At 47.0% G+C, this 18,458-nt stretch carries 18 protein-coding genes; all 18 read right to left on the bottom strand.

The annotated features are described in order from the left end of the window. Nucleotides 1-17 precede the first annotated feature (17 nt). On the bottom strand, nucleotides 18-2,258 hold the full coding sequence (locus tag FR741_RS04600) for a chemotaxis protein CheA (protein ID WP_167426334.1): 2,241 nt from the start codon (nucleotides 2,256-2,258) through the stop codon (nucleotides 18-20). Between the two features lie 9 nt (nucleotides 2,259-2,267). Then, a complete protein-coding gene (locus tag FR741_RS04595; protein WP_006741709.1) occupies nucleotides 2,268-3,008 on the bottom strand; it encodes a protein phosphatase CheZ in 741 nt (246 codons plus the stop codon). A gap of 120 nt (nucleotides 3,009-3,128) precedes the next feature. Then, a complete protein-coding gene (gene cheY, locus FR741_RS04590; protein WP_017635949.1) occupies nucleotides 3,129-3,497 on the bottom strand; it encodes a chemotaxis response regulator CheY in 369 nt (122 codons plus the stop codon). 45 nt (nucleotides 3,498-3,542) lie between these two features. Then, nucleotides 3,543-4,277 (bottom strand): RNA polymerase sigma factor FliA, encoded by a 735-nt coding sequence (locus FR741_RS04585; protein WP_006741708.1) that lies wholly within the window; start codon nucleotides 4,275-4,277, stop codon nucleotides 3,543-3,545. Then, nucleotides 4,270-5,157: a MinD/ParA family protein gene (locus tag FR741_RS04580; RefSeq protein ID WP_005380498.1), complete on the bottom strand. Its 888-nt coding sequence runs from the start codon at nucleotides 5,155-5,157 to the stop codon at nucleotides 4,270-4,272. The genes FR741_RS04585 and FR741_RS04580 overlap by 8 nt, the downstream gene beginning before the upstream one ends. Before the next feature lie 14 nt (nucleotides 5,158-5,171). Next, nucleotides 5,172-6,689: a flagellar biosynthesis protein FlhF gene (flhF, locus tag FR741_RS04575; protein WP_012841533.1), complete on the bottom strand. Its 1,518-nt coding sequence runs from the start codon at nucleotides 6,687-6,689 to the stop codon at nucleotides 5,172-5,174. Between the two features lie 28 nt (nucleotides 6,690-6,717). Then, a complete protein-coding gene (gene flhA, locus FR741_RS04570; RefSeq protein ID WP_041853026.1) occupies nucleotides 6,718-8,817 on the bottom strand; it encodes a flagellar biosynthesis protein FlhA in 2,100 nt (699 codons plus the stop codon). A gap of 210 nt (nucleotides 8,818-9,027) precedes the next feature. Beyond that, on the bottom strand, nucleotides 9,028-10,158 hold the full coding sequence (gene flhB / locus FR741_RS04565) for a flagellar biosynthesis protein FlhB (protein ID WP_006741705.1): 1,131 nt from the start codon (nucleotides 10,156-10,158) through the stop codon (nucleotides 9,028-9,030). 3 nt (nucleotides 10,159-10,161) lie between these two features. After that, entirely contained in the window at nucleotides 10,162-10,944 is a 783-nt protein-coding gene (gene fliR, locus FR741_RS04560; RefSeq protein WP_005384463.1) for a flagellar biosynthetic protein FliR, read from the bottom strand. An 8-nt stretch (nucleotides 10,945-10,952) separates the two neighbouring features. Next, nucleotides 10,953-11,222, bottom strand: coding sequence for a flagellar biosynthesis protein FliQ (gene fliQ, locus FR741_RS04555; protein WP_012841532.1), 270 nt, complete (start codon nucleotides 11,220-11,222; stop codon nucleotides 10,953-10,955). A 24-nt stretch (nucleotides 11,223-11,246) separates the two neighbouring features. Then, nucleotides 11,247-12,116, bottom strand: a complete 870-nt coding sequence (gene fliP, locus FR741_RS04550; protein WP_006741704.1) for a flagellar type III secretion system pore protein FliP — start codon at nucleotides 12,114-12,116, stop codon at nucleotides 11,247-11,249. Next, a complete protein-coding gene (fliO, locus tag FR741_RS04545) occupies nucleotides 12,103-12,516 on the bottom strand; it encodes a flagellar biosynthetic protein FliO (RefSeq protein ID WP_012841531.1) in 414 nt (137 codons plus the stop codon). Before fliO ends, fliP begins: the two co-directional genes overlap by 14 nt. A gap of 1 nt (nucleotide 12,517) precedes the next feature. Next, entirely contained in the window at nucleotides 12,518-12,928 is a 411-nt protein-coding gene (gene fliN / locus FR741_RS04540; RefSeq protein WP_012841530.1) for a flagellar motor switch protein FliN, read from the bottom strand. A 59-nt stretch (nucleotides 12,929-12,987) separates the two neighbouring features. Next, the gene (gene fliM, locus FR741_RS04535) at nucleotides 12,988-14,034 is read right to left on the bottom strand and encodes a flagellar motor switch protein FliM (protein WP_006741703.1); all 1,047 of its coding nucleotides are present in this window, start codon (nucleotides 14,032-14,034) and stop codon (nucleotides 12,988-12,990) included. Between the two features lie 7 nt (nucleotides 14,035-14,041). Beyond that, nucleotides 14,042-14,545 carry a flagellar basal body-associated protein FliL gene (fliL, locus tag FR741_RS04530; protein ID WP_012841529.1) on the bottom strand — a complete coding sequence of 168 codons (504 nt, stop codon included), beginning with the start codon at nucleotides 14,543-14,545 and terminating at the stop codon, nucleotides 14,042-14,044. An 85-nt stretch (nucleotides 14,546-14,630) separates the two neighbouring features. Then, a complete protein-coding gene (locus FR741_RS04525) occupies nucleotides 14,631-16,502 on the bottom strand; it encodes a flagellar hook-length control protein FliK (RefSeq protein WP_167426333.1) in 1,872 nt (623 codons plus the stop codon). Between the two features lie 183 nt (nucleotides 16,503-16,685). Then, nucleotides 16,686-17,129 (bottom strand): flagellar export protein FliJ, encoded by a 444-nt coding sequence (fliJ, locus tag FR741_RS04520; protein ID WP_012841527.1) that lies wholly within the window; start codon nucleotides 17,127-17,129, stop codon nucleotides 16,686-16,688. Between the two features lie 6 nt (nucleotides 17,130-17,135). Next, on the bottom strand, nucleotides 17,136-18,455 hold the full coding sequence (gene fliI, locus FR741_RS04515) for a flagellar protein export ATPase FliI (protein WP_167426332.1): 1,320 nt from the start codon (nucleotides 18,453-18,455) through the stop codon (nucleotides 17,136-17,138). Nucleotides 18,456-18,458: the final 3 nt, after the last annotated feature.

The raw sequence follows: 18,458 nt of genomic DNA, 5'->3' as shown, positions 1-18,458 counted from the left end.
AATAACGTCAGCTTTGCTTAAAGGCGTGAAGCCGCAGCATATCGCTTAAGTAAATCAGGCACATCTAAAATTAATGCAATATGGCCATCGCTAGTGATTGTTGCACCAGCCATGCCCGGAGTGCCTTGCAATAGATTATCGAGTGGCTTAATAACCACTTCTTCTTGACCAATAAGCGTATCCACAACAAAACCAACGCGCTGGTTACCGATCTGTACAATAACCACATGACCGTGACCAGTACGCTCTTCGACGTTTTGTGATTTGGATGCTAACCAGTTCTGTAAGTAAAATAGCGGGATAGATTTTTCACGCACAATGATCGTCAACTGACCATCTACCACGTTTGTGCGACTCAGATCCAAGTGGAAGATTTCGCTCACCGAAGCCAGTGGTAGTGCAAACGGATGACCGCCAACACCAACCATCAGTGTTGGTAGGATCGCAAGCGTCAGTGGTACTTTGATGGTGATCTTAGTGCCTTTACCTAGCTCAGAATCAATATCGATTGAACCATTTAAGGTGTTGATCGCCGTCTTAACCACATCCATGCCAACGCCACGGCCAGAGATGTCAGAAATTTTATCTTTACTTGAGAAACCTGGCGCAAAGATAAGGTTGAAGCACTCTTTGTCTGTTAAACGGGCCGCTGCATCTTCGTCCATCATGCCGCGCTTAACCGCGATACCACGCAGTTTGTTCGGGTCCATACCGCCGCCATCATCTACGATGGATAGCTCAATGTGATCCCCTTCTTGTGATGCAGACAAAATCACTTTACCTGTGCGTGATTTACCTGCTTTCGCGCGGTCGTCTGGCATTTCAATACCGTGGTCAACCGAGTTACGAACCAAGTGAATCAATGGATCAGCCAATGCTTCTACAAGGTTTTTATCGAGATCGGTTTCTTCACCGCGCATTTCCAACACGATGTCTTTATTTAAGTTGCGCGCCAAGTCACGGACAACGCGTGGGAAACGGCCAAATACTTTCTTGATTGGCTGCATACGCGTTTTCATTACCGCGCCTTGCAGATCCGCCGTTACGACATCAAGGTTGGCGACCGCTTTGGACATTTCTTCATTGTCGCTGTTCAAACCAAGGCTTAATAGACGGTTTCGGACCAATACAAGCTCACCAACCATGTTCATGATGGTATCAAGCGTCGAGGTATCGACACGAACGGTTGCCTCGGCCTGAGGCTTTTTAACCGCTGGCGATTTCGCCTCTTCTTTCACCGCGACAGGTTTAGATTCTGGTTTTGGTGCTGGAGCCGGAGCCGGAGTTGGAGCTGCTGGTGCTGGCTTAACCGCAGGCTCAGGTTTCGCAGGGCTTTCCTCTACGTTTGCTGATGCCGGCTTCGTTGCCATATCCAGTTCTTCCAGAGTGGGACCTTTGCCCGCACCATGTAGCTCGTCGAGTAACTTTTCGAACTCTTCGTCCGTCATTAAGTCACTATCTTGATTTGCTGACGATGCAACTGGCGCAACTGGTTCTGCCGCTTTAGGAGGTTCTGCTGGTGCAGATGCTGCAGCCTCTGCCGCTGATGGACTTTTGCCAACGCCGTGAAGTTCGTCAAGTAGACGTTCAAATTCATCGTCAGTGATATCGCCACTTTCAACTGATGGCGCACTTGATTGAGGGGGCTCTGATGGCGCTGTTGGTGTCGCAGGTTCTGAAGCGCCTGGAGCTGAGCCTTTACCATGAAGTTCATCCAGCAGCTTTTCGAATTCGTCTTGGGTAATTTCATCGACAGAGCCGACACTTGACGCTGGCGCGGCAGGTTCTTCAATAACAGGCTCAGGAATGACAGGTTCAGGAGTAACCACTGGTTCTTCAACCACGGTTGCAGCGACTTCATCTTCTGATTCAGGTTTACATAGACGATGAAGTTCTTCAAGAAGGGCAGGATCCGCAGCTTCCAATGGTTCACGATCTTGAACGGCTTGGAACTGGGTATTGACCGTATCCAACGCTTTTAGCATCGTATCCATTAAGTTTTGCGTGACCGTGCGTTGGCCGTTTCGTAAAACGTCGAACACGTTCTCCGCACCATGACAAGTATCGACTAGCTCTGCCAAAGACAGGAAGCCAGCACCGCCTTTTACGGTGTGAAACCCGCGGAAAATTGCATTAAGTAAGTCTTTGTCTTCTGGGTTATTTTCCAATTCAACCAACTGCTCAGAAAGCAGTTCGAGAATTTCCCCAGCCTCAATGAGAAAGTCCTGAAGAATATCTTCGTCTAAATCGTAGCTCATACGTTACCTTTAAAATCCAAGACTGGACAACAAGTCATCGACTTCGTCCTGCGATGAAACCGCATCTTCTCTCAGTTCTGGATGAAGAATCGGGCCTTCGGCTTCGCTTGTTTGTGTATTCTTTTTATCTGCCGGTTCTGACAAAACTTGAATGTGTTCTTCAGGTTTATTTCCAGAGAATACGGTTAGGATTTCCACTAAGCGGCCTTCTACTTCATTTACCAACGTAATTACGCGGCGAATAATTTGGCCAGTTAGGTCTTGGAAGTCTTGCGCCATGAGAATTTCGGTCAATTGACCACGCAACTCAGTGCTATCACCTTCGACTTGAACTAATAGCTCGTCGATTCGGTGACAAAGTGCTTTGAATTCGCTTAATTCGATGCGCCCGTGCATGAGTTCATTCCATTGAGGACGAACTTTCTGAAGGCAATCATGCAGGTTGTCAGCGATAGGAAGGCAGCAGTCGACTGCATCCATCGTTTTGTTGGCTGCTAGCTCTGTCTTCTCGATCACATAATTAAGACGATCCCTTGCGTTAGGGATTTCGTCTTTCGCAATTTCGGTCATGCGCTGATCGAGACTGAACTGCTTGAGTGATTCGTGAAGGTCTCGAGTTAAGGCTCCAATTTCTTGCAGCATTGGATTCTCGGCACCTTCGTAGATCGAGGCAACAAGCATATTGGCTTGGTCTTGTTCCCCGTTTTCTAGCATTTGAACGAGTGACTTCGCCTGCTCTAGTGAGATCATTCTGAATAGACCCTTTTACGTTTAGTTCTTCTTATCACTTTAAAAACGCTAAACGAGTCATTTAATAGGTATTTAATAATTGGTATGAATGACTCGAATAACAAAGAGAAAAAGAGAGAGTTATAAACGCTCGAAAATTTTATCTAATTTTTCTTTTAATGTTGCAGCAGTAAATGGCTTAACAATGTAGCCGTTTACGCCTGCTTGAGCAGCTTCAATGATCTGCTCACGCTTCGCTTCAGCCGTGATCATTAGAACTGGCAAATGCTTAAGTTCTGCATCCGCGCGGATGTGTTTAAGCAAATCGATGCCTTGCATACCTGGCATGTTCCAGTCAGTTACAACAAAATCGAAGTCACCTTTTTTCAGCATTGGTAATGCGGTTAAACCATCGTCCGCTTCTTGAGTGTTATTGAAACCCAAGTCACGAAGCAGGTTTTTAACAATACGGCGCATTGTTGAGAAATCATCAACAATAAGGATCTTCATGTTTTTATTCAAAATTGCCTCCACTGAATCGTAAAATCAGTGTTTTTAGTCATTTTGTGTCCACGCACTGAGCTTGGTGCGCAAACGTTGCATCGCTTGACTCAGTATTTGACTTACGCGAGATTCGCTTACGCCTAACACATCGCCAATTTCTTTCAAATTGAGTTCTTCATCATAATAAAGCGAAAGAACCAAAGCTTCACGCTCTGGAATCTGTTTTATTGATTCAACCAGTGCTTTTCGAAATGATTCATCGGCAACCCCTTTGAATGGGTTACTGTCATCAGTTTCATCTGCAGGTGAAATCACATCATCAGAAACGCCTAAATCTTCAATACCGACTAATTTTGAGCAGTTGATATCGGTCAGAGCACTATGATATTGATCCAGTGTCATACCGAGATGCGTGGCTACTTCAGAATCAGTAGGATCTCTATTTAATTCGCCTTCCAGTTCCGCAATCGCTTGGTTAATCTCTCGATTATTTTTATGAACAGAACGCGGTACCCAATCGCCTTTGCGCATGTCATCTAACATTGCGCCACGAATACGGATACCTGCATAAGTTTCAAAGCTCGCACCTTTAGAACCATCATAATTCTGCTGAGCTTCGATAAGACCGATCATGCCGGCCTGAATTAAATCCTCTACCTGAACACTCGGCGGTAAACGGCCTAATAGGTGGTGAGCAATGCGCTTAACCAACACTGAGTAGCGCTCTATAAACGCTTGCTGGCTATTAAACTTGCCATGTTGGTCATAGGTTATCGCTTTATTCACCAAAAGGGTCCTCTGCGAATTCGGTACGATTTAGCAACCTTTCCACAAAAAATTCCAAGTGTCCACTTGGTGTTTTAGGTAGTGGCCACGTTAACGCTTTGTTTGCTAGTGAGCTAATAGCTAAAGCGGCAGGTGAGCGAGGGAACGCATCAACGACAATTTTTTGTCTTTTTACAGCCTGTCGTACTTTATCATCTAATGGAATACATGCTACGAGTTCAAGGCTGACATTCAAGAATCGCTCTGTGACTAGCGTCAACTTTGCAAACAATTCTCGCCCTTCACGGTAGCTTCTGACCATATTTGCTACAACTTTAAAGCGTTGGACCTGGTGTTCTTTACTTAACAGCTTAATTAACGCATATGCATCGGTGATTGAAGTTGGTTCATCACACACAACCACAACGACATCTTGAGCTGCTCGCGAAAAACTGATTACCATGTCAGAAATGCCTGCGGCGGTATCTATCAGCAGGACGTCCATTTCGTCTTCAAGACTACCAAATGCTCGAATGAGTCCAGCATGTTGAGCGTGAGAAAGCTCTGTCATGCTCTGTGTGCCAGAAGTTGCAGGGATTATCTTTATACCATAAGGCCCTTCGACAATCGCATCTTTTAGCTCACATTCACCCGCTAAGACATGTCCTAGATTGCGTTTTGCACGAATTCCGAGCATCACGTCCACATTGGCCAGACCTAAATCAGCGTCGAGAACCATCACCTTCTTGCCTTGGCGAGCCATACAAATCGCCAGACCCAGTGTTACGTTTGATTTCCCCACACCACCTTTGCCGCCAGTAACAGCAATCACTTTGGTCAACGATGGTTGTGTTAAGCGACGGAGGCCGCTTGCTTGATCGTGTATCATATTCTCAGTCATAGTAGTCCGCCGCCTTAGAGTCCTTCACTGTCACTATTCCAAAAGTGAGGTTCGTTCTCTGTCGACTTCTCTAACAGTTCATTTGCTTTCGCAAGCATATATTTTGGTTGCGCTATCACAATGTCCTCTGGCACGCGCTGACCATTAGCTATGTAAGCCACTGGCATTGCGTTTTGAATCACTACACTGATGAATTCGCCTAGACTTAATGACTCATCAAGCTTCGTCATAATACAACCCGAAAGTGGTATGCGTCGGAAGTGATCCAGCGTTTCTTGTAGAACGCGACGTTGTGCGGTAGCTGGCAAAACAAGGTAGCTGTGAATCACTTCTCCGCTCTCTTGCATTAGAGTATCGAGCTGCTCAGAAAGCCTGACATCTCGTTGCCCCATCCCTGCCGTATCGACCAAAATCAGTCTTCTGTTTCTTAGCTGATATATAACATCGGCTAACTCGTTAGAATCTTTAGCAACTCTTACGGGACAACCCATGATTCTTCCGTAAATTGAGAGCTGCTCATGTGCACCTATGCGATATGTATCTGTTGTCACAAGGGCCACATTGTCGGCACCGTATTCCATGGCGGCACGTGCTGCGAGCTTCGCAACGGTGGTTGTTTTTCCAACCCCCGTCGGACCTAACAGTGCGACCACACCACCACGTTTTAAAATGTCCTGTTTAGGAATATTGATTTGATCCGCCACCAGCGACAACAACGCTTTCCACGCTCGCGCTGGTTTTGTATCTTCCGGGATATAGCAAGCCATTTGGTCTGCTAACTCCGGAGAAACGCCCATACGCTCTAAGCGCTTAATCAGCATTGCTCTGAGCGGCTCACGACGTTCCACTTCCTGCCACATTAGGCCAGAGACTTGATGCTCTAGAAGACGACGAATTGACGTCATCTCTTCGCGCATACTCTCCAGCTCATCAGCAGACTCTTCTCGCTCATCACTTGGACGGCGGCGATCATAGCGTGTCGGATCCAACTTCGGCGTTGGACGCTCAAATCGATTATCTTGTGCGATTAACTTCGCCAAAGGTGAATCTGGTTGATATGGCGCTGGCTTTTCTTGGTTGTAGCCGTCGCGATGCTTATTCTGGCGTTGCAATAAAGCAGAGAGCGAATCTTCATTTTCCGCTACATGATCGTCAGCATCTGCTGCACCACCACTATATTGCTTAAGCATGTTAGCGAATCGCTGCGTCATCGAGCCTGTTTTTTCGTTGTTACTGTTATTACTGTTCAGGCTAATTTTATCTTCATCTAAATGACGATCTTGATAACGATCTGCAGAAGACGATGACATTTGACGATGTTCGTTATAGCGATTCGATTGAGAAGCACCGCGATTTTGTTGTGACGCTGCGCTTGCTTGAGACGGGTTAGATTCACTATCTATCGCCGCAACAATCGCCACCCCACCAGCCACTTTCTTGTTTGACATGATCACCGCTTCCGCGCCTAACTCCTCTTTCACTTGGAGCAGCGCCGTTCTCATGTCTTTGGCAAAAAATCGCTTTATTTTCAAACTATGAATCCATTAATGATGCGTGAGATCAGTTACCCACGGCTTGCACAATTCTGATCTGTTTTTCATCCGGGATTTCTTGGTAAGACAGTACCCGGAGATTAGGTATTGTGTTCTTCACAAATTTCGCCAACGTCGAGCGTAATACACCGGAAGTAAGCAGAACGGCAGGTTCGCCTTTCAATTCTTGTTCCTGTGTCGCTTGGCTTAGTGAAGACTGCAATCGTTCAGCGAGCCCCGGTTCAATCCCCGCGGATTCGCCTCCTGATGCTTGCATAGTTTGATGCAATATTTGTTCCAGTTCAGGTATCAAAGTAATCACTGGCAGCTCAGGCTCTATACCATTGATTTCTTGAACAATTAGACGTTTTAGACTAATTCGAACTGCTGCCGTCAATATGTCAGCTTCTTGACTCTTACTTGAGTACTCAGCCAAAGTTTGAACAATCGTGCGAATATCGCGGATTGGGATGGCCTCGTTTAACAAGTTTTGTAGGACTTTCACCACCACACCTAATGGTAATTGGTCAGGAACAAAGTTCTCAACCAACTTAGGCGCGCTGCGTCCTAACATTTCTAATAAATTCTCTACTTCTTCATGACCAATCAACTGCGATGCGTTATTAGTCAATAACTGGCTCAGGTGCGTCGCTAATACTGTCGATGAGTCAACAACCGTATACCCTAACGCCTGAGCATGCTCACGCTGATCTTCGCGAATCCATACGGCTTCCAGTCCAAATGCAGGGTCAATGGTTGGCTCGCCATCAATCATGCCATACACCTGACCTGGGTTAATCGCTAGCTCTTGATCCGGACGAATCTCAGCTTCGCCCACCGCAACCCCCATTAATGTGATTCGATAGCTGTTTGGCGTCAGTTCAAGGTTGTCACGTATGTGAACCGCAGGGATTAAGAACCCAAAATCTTGCGATAGCTTTTTACGCACACCTTTTACGCGCTCTAACAGTTCTCCACCTTGGTCTCGGTCCACTAGCGGAATCAAGCGGTAACCCACTTCTAGGCCAATAATATCGACTGGCTGGACGTCGTCCCAAGATAGTTCGCGTTGTGATGAAGGCTCTGCACCTTCGTCGGCTTTCGCTGGTAAAGCCGGTTCTTTCGCTTTCTGCTTTTGGCGTTTATCGATGAAATACGCCGCCGCGCCAGCCGCGACCGCCAGACTCAAAAACGCAAAGTGTGGCATGCCCGGTACGATGCCCATCACACCGAGAATAGCTGCGGTAATCATCAGTGCTTTTGGGTTGTCGAACATCTGGAAGACCAGCTGTTCACCCATGTCTTCATCGGTGTTTTGACGTGTCACCATCATCGCCGCTGCAATCGACAGCAATAGCGATGGAATCTGTGCAACTAGGCCGTCACCAATCGTCAGCAAAGTATAGATTTCAATTGCCTCACCGAAACCCAATCCATACTGCGCCATACCGATCGACAGACCGCCGATGATGTTGATAAACAGAATCAAAATACCGGCAATCGCGTCACCTTTTACGAACTTCGAGGCACCATCCATCGAGCCGTAGAAATCCGCTTCTTTGGTCACTTCAAAACGACGAACTCTTGCCTGTTCTTGGTCTATCAATCCGGCATTTAAGTCCGCATCAATCGCCATCTGCTTACCTGGCAACGCATCAAGGGTGAAGCGAGCACTTACCTCAGAGATACGACCTGCACCTTTGGTCACCACCATAAAGTTGATGATCATTAAGATAAGGAAAACCACTAAGCCGACCGCGTAGTTACCACCAATAACGACATTACCAAACGCTTCAATTACGTTACCTGCTGCGTTGCCGCCTTCATGACCATGCAGTAAGACGACACGTGTCGAGGCAACGTTCAGCGCTAAACGCAACAAAGTCGCGATCAGCAGTACCGTCGGAAAAGCGGCGAAGTCCAACGGACGACGTGTGTAAACGGTCACTAACAACACCACCATCGACAACGCGATGTTAAAGGTGAAGAACATATCCAGCAAAAAGGCTGGAATAGGCAGCACCACCATCGCTAAGGTGGCCAAAACCATCACCGGTGCGCCAATAGCTGGCATTTCACGCTGAGGGATTCGTGGCAATTTATCTGCAAATGGCAGGCTTAACTTCATACTACGAGAGATCTCAATCGATTGAAGCGTCACGTTAGCTCTTACTATTAATACGCGACCGCTTTGGCCTAAAAGTTTAGGTATGGTTGATAATTAAGGCGTTTTAAGCAAGCTATGTACCATAATTAACGCCAAAATAATGACTAAACACTCAAGTAGAGTTTAATATCTGATTCAATTAATCTTTTTAGAATTAGGCTTCTTTTAGCATTAGTGCCGGTGTTCTGGCGGGATTGGCAAATCGTAATCCTGAATTTTGGGGCGCTGTCCGCCTCGCTTTCGGTATTGCTTCAACTGGAATACAAATGCCAAAACCTGAGCCACCGCAGTAAACAATCCATCGGGGATCTCTTGTTCTAGCTCGGTAGTATGGTACAGCGCACGAGCAAGTGGCGGAGCAGGTACAATTGTGATGTCATGCTCTCGGGCGACTTCTCGAATCTTCATTGCCATGTGATCGGTGCCTTTAGCGATCACTACCGGCGCACGGTCTGTCTTCTGTTTATAACGAAGCGCAACCGAAAAGTGCTCTGGGTTGGTAACAATAACATCAGCCTGAGGAACATCTGCCATCATACGACGTTGAGCCGCTTCTCTTTGCAGCATACGAATGCGTCCTTTGACCTCTGGCTTACCCTCGGTTTCTTTATATTCGTCTTTGACTTCTTGCTTGGTCATTTTTAACTGATCAGCGTGCTGCCAGATTTGAAATGGAATATCGATGGCAACCACGATCAACAGTGAACAGCTGATCAACAAGATAAAGTTCAGCAGAATATCTAAAGCATGGAAGATGTTTTGCGGATACACATCCATACTTAATTGAATTAGATCCGCCTGCGATGCTTGGATCAAATAGATCGCGACACCAGTAACCAAAACCACTTTAAGAATTGATTTGATCAACTCTACCCAGCTTTGCATTCCCACCATCCGCTTTAAACCGCTAAGCGGATTCATTTTCGACAGCTTTGGCATGGCCGCTTGAGCAGAAAAACTGATTCCTCCCACACCCGCAGCACCAATCATGGCGGCAGTAAACAACGTAGCTAGCACCAAAAATAGAGGGAACAACAAATCGGTCATCGCCCCTAAAGCAATGTCAAATAGCTTTGCCGTATCAAAAATCTCTTCTCGTTGAAGATCAAATAAACGGCTCATGATGGAAAACAGTGAGCGTGCTAACGCCTCGCCAAACCACATCAGTGAAATGGCGCCAACGATCAGTACAGATGCTGATGCAAGTTCTTTAGACCGAGCAACCTGCCCCTTTTCTCTGGCTTGTTGTAACCGTCGGGGCGTGGCTTCTTCGGTGCGTTCCTGACCGTCTGATTCTGCCAATTCTTAGCACTCCAAGCGAATGAGTCGACAAATCTGCGCCTCACCCACTGTCCAGAACATTTCATAATGACTATAAAGGCCAGCCAATATGTACCAACAAAGTAATAGGCCCACCATCAAAGCAAAAGCAAAACCAAGCGAGAAGATATTCAGCTGTGGTGCGGCACGGGTCATTACACCAAACGACAAGTTAATGGTAAGTAGTGCAATAATGCCAGATAGAGACATACTCAGTGCCGTTTGGAACATAATACCAAGCCAGCCTGCCATTTCACGGAAATCAACCGCGTTGAGCGAGCCGGAGCCAATCGGCAGTGTTTTAAAGCTGAACACGACCAGTTGCAGCATTTTCAAGTGCCCATCGGTGGCAAGGAAAAACATTGTCGTCAAAAACATGAATAGCTGACCAAGCAATGGCGTGTTCTGACCATTTGCGGGATCAACCATAGAAGCGAAACCCAAACTTGATTGCATACCCAATATTTGTCCCAACAAGACAAAGGTTTGAATCATAAATTGAGTGACCATGCCCATCGCAATACCGATGATCATTTGCTCGGCAATGGTCATAAAACCCCGAAACGAGAGCAACTCAATGTCTTGAGGCACTGCAGGGATCGCTGGCATGACGGCAAAAGTAATGGCTAACCCGAGGTAAAGGCGGATTCGTGGTGAGACAAATCGAGCCCCAGTTACCGTCATCACCATCAGCATGGAAGAGATACGAACGTAAGGCCAGAAATAGTTTGCGATCCAATCTAAGACAACGCTAGTGGGGTACTCCATAGGCGCCTCTAATAAAGCACCTGAGGTAAGCGCTCAATCAAGCCATAGAAATATTCCATCAACATTTGCGTCATCCAGTGACCAAATAGCATTAGAGCCAAAAGAGTGACAATCAAACGCGGCAAGAAGCTCAATGTTTGTTCGTTGATGGAAGTCGCAGCTTGGAAAATCGCAACAATAAGGCCGATAAGCAAACTTGGGATGATAATGGCGCAGACCATGATAAGCACCATCCAAAGTGCTTCACGGAAAAGCTCGACAAACATTTCTGGTGTCATGTCTTATCCTCTATCTGCGCTTATCTAAAGGGCGAAACTGCCCGCGAGTGTCGAAAGTATCAAGTTCCAACCATCGACCAATACGAACAGCATCAACTTGAACGGCAACGAAACAATCATTGGTGACAACATCATCATACCCATTGCCATCAGTACCGACGCTACCACGAGGTCAATAATCAAAAACGGCAAGAAGAGCATAAAACCAATTTGGAATGCAGTTTTTAACTCCGAGGTGATGAAAGCCGGAATCAACACCGCCATCGACACATCTTCTGGGTTCTCAACTTGCTCTCCTGACATGGTTACAAATGTCTCCAAATCTTTGATTCGGGTCTGTTTAAGCATAAATGCTTTCATTGGTGCTTGTGCAGCATCAAACGCTTCTCTCGCAGTGACTTGCTCATTCAAATAAGGCTGAACGGCTTTATCGTTGATTTCGTTCAGGACAGGAGACATAACAAAAAAGGTCAAAAAAAGCGCTATACCAATGATGACCTGATTAGACGGCGTTTGTTGCAAACCCATTGCCTGACGCAATATCGACATCACCACCACAATTCGAGTAAACGACGTCATTAGAATCACCATAGCAGGCAAGAAGCCAAGCATGGTCATTAACGCTAGGATTTGTAGCGTAACCGAGTAATCTTCACTGCCATCTGGGTTTGTGGTCATGGTAAACGCAGGGATGCCACCACCACTAGAAACGGACATAGCACGACTGGCGCCAGTATCACTTTGCATCGCCTGAACAGTGACGCTACTTCCATCGGCCAAGTTGTCAGGCAGAGCAGACTCCTCTGCCTCAGCAAACGAAAATGAAGAAAACAGCACGCCGACGAAAAGCAACAACGTGCTCAGGAGCAAACGAATCGGGTTACCCTTTGTCATGTTTTTTGATCAGTTGGCTAAATTGAGTCGCAAAAGCATTGGTCGCCAACTCTTCCTCTTTCAGTGGCTTATCTAACTTGGCTAACGTTTGGATTGATTGGCTGGTAATTCCAACCAAAAACTGCTCTTCACCCACTTGAACTACGGCGATTCTTTCTTTGGTGCCCACTGGCAACTGACTCACAATACGCAAGCCTTTTTGTTGTCCCATCGCCGGCACTTGCATACGTTTAAGTAGCCAAGCCAACAAAAGAATCACGCCGATCACAAGCACAAGCGAGCCCAGTGTCGTCGCAAGATCCAGATTATTTGGTGCGGCAGCAAATGCATAAGGAGCACTCAGCATTAAGCTCAGTGCTCCAGTGATTTGCTTCAATCGCGTTTTGATTGAGCGGCTCATCTTAACGTAGCTTCTTAATTCGTTCAGTTTGGCTGATCACATCCGTCAAACGGATACCAAACTTATCGTTCACGACCACGACTTCGCCATGCGCAATCAGTGTACCGTTGACTAATACGTCCAATGACTCGCCCGCTAGACGATCCAACTCAACAACCGAACCTTGGTTCAACTGCAATAAGTTCCGAATGCTGATTTGTGAACGACCGACTTCCATCGAAATCGTCACCGGAATATCCATGATGGTGTCGAGTTTACGACGCTCATCTTCGGTAATTGGGCTTGAAGTGTCTTTTAGCTCTTCCAGTGGCGCGGCCAATACTTCATCTACGTCAACAGAAGGTGCAGACGGGTCTTCGCCAAGAGCGGCTGCCCATTCATCTGCTAGCTTTTGATCGTCACTTGGTTCCATTTTTCTATCCTGTGTTAAGCCTTATTTAATGCCAAAGCATGTCTGTTCAATAAGGTATCTTAATCGTCTATATCGTCTTCATTCTCAAGCTCAGACATGATGTCTTTGCCCAAGAAAGCTAAATCTGTTTTGACTACATGTGGGCGCTCAATTTCCTCAGAAATTTGCACCGCTAATTTGTCTTCCGAACGGCCCATTTTTACGCGATAGGTCGGCAGGTCTTCCACAAACATTGTCGCATGTTCTGGCATTTCAATCGGGATGATGTCACCCGGTTGCAATTCCATGAGGTCACGCAAAGAGATGTCTTTTTCAAGCAAGTTAACGCGGAAGTTAACCGGACAATCCATAATCTCTTCACGTAATGCTGAGCTCCAACGGACGTCTGTCTCCATCTTGTCGGACTGAACACCTGCATCCAACAGTTCACGAATCGGCTCAACCATGGAGTAAGGCATAACGACATGAAAATCGCCGCCGCCACCATCGACCTCAATGTGGAAAGAACTCACGACAATCACTTCTGTCGGGCTGACAATGTTAGCCATACTTGGGTTTACTTCAGAGTCGAGATATTCGAACTCCACCCCCATCACTGGCGACCACGCTTCTTTGTAGTCTTCAAATACAATCTTCAGCAGCAGCTGAATGATGCGGCGTTCCGTTGGGGTAAATTCGCGCCCTTCGATTTTTGCATGGAATCGACCATCCCCACCAAAGAAGTTTTCTACCAGAATAAAGACTAAGCGAGCCTCCATGGTGATCAACGCTGTACCTTTTAACGGACGAAAACGCACCATGTTCAAACTGGTTGGCACGTACAATGTGTTTTGGTATTCGCCAAACTTCATCATCTGCACGCCATTGATCGACACTTCTGCCGTTTTACGCAGCATATTAAACAGACTAATACGCATGTGTCGTGCAAAGCGCTCGTTGATAAGTTCGAGCGTCGGCATTCGACCACGTACAATCCTGTCTTGCGACGAGAAATCAAAATTGACGGCACCTTCGTTGTCGTTTTCTATCGGTTCATCGACGTCATCAACATCGTCAACCCCGTGCAATAGCGCATCAATTTCGTCTTGGCTTAATAGATCGGTCACGTTTTACCTATTGAATAACAAAATCTGTAAACAGTACTTTTTCAATCACTGGCTTACCGACCGCAGCGTTTAGCGCTGCTTTGATATCTTCGGAAGCACGATCGCGCAATTCCACTCGTCCCGTTGGAGAACGCAATTGATCAACCGTCGCCGAAGCAAACGTTGATAACAAAGAGCTCTCAATTAGTGGCGAATGGTACCGCGCCAACTCTTCATTCTCTGCGCCGCGAACCATTAACTGCGCTTTAATTTGTACCAGTCTGTCGCGACGGTCCCCAGTAACGTTAAATACAAATGCCTGAGGAAGATTCACGTAGGCAATGGGCGAGGCATCTGATGCCTTCGCTTGAACCTGTTGAGACGCTTCAGCCTGAGCTGGTTCATCAGAGCCCATGAGAAAGAATGCTGCTGCACCACCGCCAAGTAGCAATACCACAACAGCGATTATGATGATAAGTAACTTACCTTTTCCTTTCGGCGCATCGGCCCCTTGTAACTGTTCTTCTGCCATTGTTGTCTCTTATTGTTCTTTTAGGTTACCGAGATGCTTAAGGAAGTCGTTTGGTAACCTTGTATTATTGCCTTTAAACGGCCTGTTATGCGTAAAAACTAATTCCATCACGCTTTGAAGCCACATTCAAATCCAGATTGACGTCAGCATCAAAGCTCTCTTCTGATTGTCCAGAAAAACCGCTGCCTTGAGCACTTTGACCATGTTGCTCAGCAGTATACCTACCTTGCTGCTGCCCGCTGTTTTGTTGCTGAACAGAAGAATCAGCCAGTTGCATGCCCTGCTGCGCCAACATCTCTCTCAAGCGAGGAAGCGTCTGTTCAATGATGTCACGCGCTTGCGGGTTGTTCACCGTAAAATGCACATTAGCCACATCGTTGTTCATCGTCATACGAATTTGCATACGACCTAATTCTGGTGGATCAAGACGAATATCGAGGTTTTTTAGGTTCTTCGACATCATCATTTGCACTTTTTCCGCCACTTGCTCATTGGCCAACTCTTTGGTCAGTTGCAACGGAAGCTGAGCTTGCTGCGCGGCATCAATACGCGCTTGTTGCTGCACGTTTGTTCCTTGTTGACCCGCCATCGCCTGAAGCTGCCCCGCTAAACCATGTTGAAGTTCTGGTTTATCTTGCTTATCCGCTGTCGCTTTAAGTGCACCAGCAGTCAATGCGGCATTCACAACTTTCTGGTTAACCTCTCCGTCCTTTACGCCTTGAAGCGCCGTCGGAAAATGAGCTGCGGCCAACGCATCTGGCATCGGAGACAATGCGACTTTATCTGTACTCTGAACAGCTTGTGGCTGAGCTGATTGAGGCGCAAAATTAAGGGCTTGCTGAGACATCCCCATAGGCGCAGCCTGGCGAGCCAAATGATGTTGTACTTGCTGCTCGGCGAGAACCTGTTTAACGTCAGTAGGAAGCGCAACAAACTGGGCAAGATCTTGCTCAGGAATATCGGCAATGACCGTCCCTTTTTTAAACCCTTCTATGATCTCAGCTTCTTGCTGAGTCAGTGGTTTTCCCTGCGCCAGTTTGGTATCTATGAGTTCGAGTTCATCCAAGGAAACATGCTGAAGCGCATCAATTTTAGAGCCATCCAAACCCACCTCCAGTGGCGATAGTTCATTGGCAACGTCACCACTGACCATGCCCTTCTCGGTTGGGTGACTGACTTGTTTAGCCAGACCTTGCCAAGTAGCAAACTCAGACGAGAGCTTATCGACATCGATAGGTTGACCATGCTTATCTAAAATTGGCTCTAAGCCTTGCCCGGCCATTGCCTGCACTTGTTCAAGCGATTGAGCTGATGGCATGTCATTCAAAGCAAGTTCATCAATGTCTGTTGTTTGCTCGTTAAACGAGTGCTCTAAACCCGCTCGTTGAGGCAAAACTTTGCCACTATCGATGGATGCATTATTCGCTTTCAAGGTTTGATTCGCTTGTTCAATACGACCAAGCAGCTGTTGTCCTTCACCCATCGCGCTTTTTGCGCCATTAGCAGCTGAAGGGGCGTTCGAGAGTGAACCGACTTTCTCAGTGACATCAGCATCATTTTGCGAGTGCTCGCCTAGTTTGGCTTCCAGTAGGCTTGCTTCATCACTTTGAATGGTGTTCGCATGCTCTGTCAGCATGTCGCCAGAGCGGTTTTGCTCTTGATGGCTTTCTTGCGCCAGAAACTCTTCGGCGTCGTTACTGCTCTCTTGAGCCACGTCTGTGACCGTATCTTGGCTATCAGCGTCGCCAGACGAAAGCTTGTTAACCTCGGCACTGTTTTGGTCTTCACCGTTTTGTGATTTCGTTGCTACTTTTTCTGACTTTTGTGAACCTGAAAATGCATCCGTCAAGGTTTCCAAAAATCCCTTGTTCTCCGCGTTTTCTGTAGGTGCTTGTGCGGCAGAGTCAGAAACTGACGTCTTGCTCGTCGCAGAAACATTGGACAAATTCACATTCATATAGAAATTCTCATTATCAGCAGCTTCGAGCGCTAGGCCGCTGCTAAATTGCACACGGTGGCAAATTTAGGTTATTGGGATGATCATCTACAAAGTTATCTGCAAAAATTACGCCAATAACAAGCTCATTGCCGCAGTGACAAATCGAGCGCTATAAGTGGAAGCAACATCAACTTTTAAACATTAAAAAGGCTTCGCTCGACGGCTGTAAAGCAACGTTGAAAACTCATCCATTTGCTTTTGTTCCCGTTTGGCTTCCGCAAGCTGCTTCTCTTTCTCTCGCTTTTCGATCATCCACTCATAGGATTTGCGTTCTTTGCGTACTGTTAACCAGTATTCTTGACAGTTTTCTACCTGTTCTTTGAAATGACTTTCCGCTTGTTTCTGCTTAGATAACGTTTCGTCTAGCTGGGTGAGAAAGCGATTTAAATGCCCATATTCGCTTGCCGTTAAGCCCGCCTGGCCACGGTCGATAAGCTGTTGGCAATAATCAAGGCGATACTTTTCGATTTGCTCAACCTGACGGTAATAATCTTCAAGTTCAGAGCGCGCTTTGTTCAGCGCAAGTACGGCTTGATCTTCACGCTCTTTAGTCTGCTCAAGTAGGAACTCCATCGCATTGTTCATGCGCTATCACCCGCCCAAAATGTTTCTAAGCATGTTGACGCACATATCGTATGGCACCGATTCTTTCATGCTCTGCTGTAAGTATTCGTCTAACTTTGGCTTCAATGTAAACGCGCCATCGATAGCAGGATCGGTGCCCGGCTTGTACGCCCCAATCGAGACCAAATCTTGGTTCTTGCGGCAAATCGACAAGACCTGACGTACCGCTTTCGACATCAGAACATGTTCTTCAGTGGTGATTTGCGGCATAACACGGCTAACCGACTTTTCGACGTCAATCGCAGGATAATGGCCTGCATCCGCCATTTCACGGGACAGCACAATGTGACCATCAAGAATTGCCCGCGATGCATCCGCAATCGGGTCTTGTAAATCATCGCCCTCGGTCAACACGGTAAAGAACGCCGTAATTGAGCCTTGTTCGGCGCTTCCGTTACCCGCACGCTCAACCAAAGCAGGTAGCTTGGCGAACACAGATGGCGGATAGCCTTTTGTCGCTGGCGGCTCACCAACAGAAAGGGCGATTTCACGCTGTGCTTGCGCAAAACGCGTCAAGGAATCCATCAATAACAGAACGTCCAAACCTTGATCGCGAAAGTACTCTGCAATGGTTAAGGCGGTTTGACAGCCTTTCAAACGCATCAATGGTGAAGCATCGGCAGGCGCAGCCACCACGACAGAGCGACGTCGTCCATCCTCACCTAAAATCTCTTCGATAAACTCTTTAACTTCGCGTCCACGCTCACCTATCAGACCGACCACAACAACTTGTGCGGTTGTACCTCGCGTCATCATGCCAAGCGTGACCGATTTACCCACACCAGAGCCAGCAAACAGACCGATACGCTGACCTTTACCTACCGTCAATAATCCGTTAATCGCTTTCAAACCCACATCAAGTGGCTCTGAAATTGGCTTTCGAGCCAGCGGGTTGATTGGCTCAGCATTAAAAGAGGCGCGATGATCGGTATACAACGGGCCAAGTCCATCAAGCGGATTACCAACCCCGTCAATCACGCGACCAAGTAACTCCATGCCAACAGGCAAGCCAGCGTCACTGGTTAATGGCGCCACTCTAGCGCCAGGCAAAATGCCCGTAATTTGCTCGCTTGGCATCAAAAATAGGTTATCACCTGAAAAACCGACGACCTCGGCTTCCATCTGACCGGACATGGTTTCCACTAAGCATAAACTGCCAATTGGTGCGCGACAGCCTGTCGCTTCCAACGTTAACCCAACCACTCGAACCAGTTTGCCAGAGGCAACTGGGCGCGTCGTTAAGCCTTCAACTTTGTAGTTTTTTAAACGGTCAGCCAATGCTTGCATGGA

Origin of the sequence: Vibrio diabolicus (assembly GCF_011801455.1) — a bacterium.
Classification (GTDB): domain Bacteria; phylum Pseudomonadota; class Gammaproteobacteria; order Enterobacterales; family Vibrionaceae; genus Vibrio; species Vibrio diabolicus.
The sequence above is the reverse complement of the archived record's forward strand: the minus strand, read 5'-3'. Positions and strand labels throughout refer to the sequence as shown.

Coding starts and splice junctions, on each gene's coding strand:
- FR741_RS04600 (WP_167426334.1), bottom strand. CDS start 2,258: ATGAGCTACGATTTAGACGAAGATATTCTTCAGGACTTTCTCATTGAG.
- FR741_RS04595 (WP_006741709.1), bottom strand. CDS start 3,008: ATGATCTCACTAGAGCAGGCGAAGTCACTCGTTCAAATGCTAGAAAAC.
- cheY (WP_017635949.1), bottom strand. CDS start 3,497: ATGAAGATCCTTATTGTTGATGATTTCTCAACAATGCGCCGTATTGTT.
- FR741_RS04580 (WP_005380498.1), bottom strand. CDS start 5,157: ATGACTGAGAATATGATACACGATCAAGCAAGCGGCCTCCGTCGCTTA.
- flhA (WP_041853026.1), bottom strand. CDS start 8,817: ATGAAGTTAAGCCTGCCATTTGCAGATAAATTGCCACGAATCCCTCAG.
- fliR (WP_005384463.1), bottom strand. CDS start 10,944: ATGGAGTACCCCACTAGCGTTGTCTTAGATTGGATCGCAAACTATTTC.
- fliQ (WP_012841532.1), bottom strand. CDS start 11,222: ATGACACCAGAAATGTTTGTCGAGCTTTTCCGTGAAGCACTTTGGATG.
- fliP (WP_006741704.1), bottom strand. CDS start 12,116: ATGACAAAGGGTAACCCGATTCGTTTGCTCCTGAGCACGTTGTTGCTT.
- fliO (WP_012841531.1), bottom strand. CDS start 12,516: ATGAGCCGCTCAATCAAAACGCGATTGAAGCAAATCACTGGAGCACTG.
- fliN (WP_012841530.1), bottom strand. CDS start 12,928: ATGGAACCAAGTGACGATCAAAAGCTAGCAGATGAATGGGCAGCCGCT.
- fliL (WP_012841529.1), bottom strand. CDS start 14,545: ATGGCAGAAGAACAGTTACAAGGGGCCGATGCGCCGAAAGGAAAAGGT.
- FR741_RS04525 (WP_167426333.1), bottom strand. CDS start 16,502: ATGAATGTGAATTTGTCCAATGTTTCTGCGACGAGCAAGACGTCAGTT.
- fliJ (WP_012841527.1), bottom strand. CDS start 17,129: ATGAACAATGCGATGGAGTTCCTACTTGAGCAGACTAAAGAGCGTGAA.
- fliI (WP_167426332.1), bottom strand. CDS start 18,455: ATGCAAGCATTGGCTGACCGTTTAAAAAACTACAAAGTTGAAGGCTTA.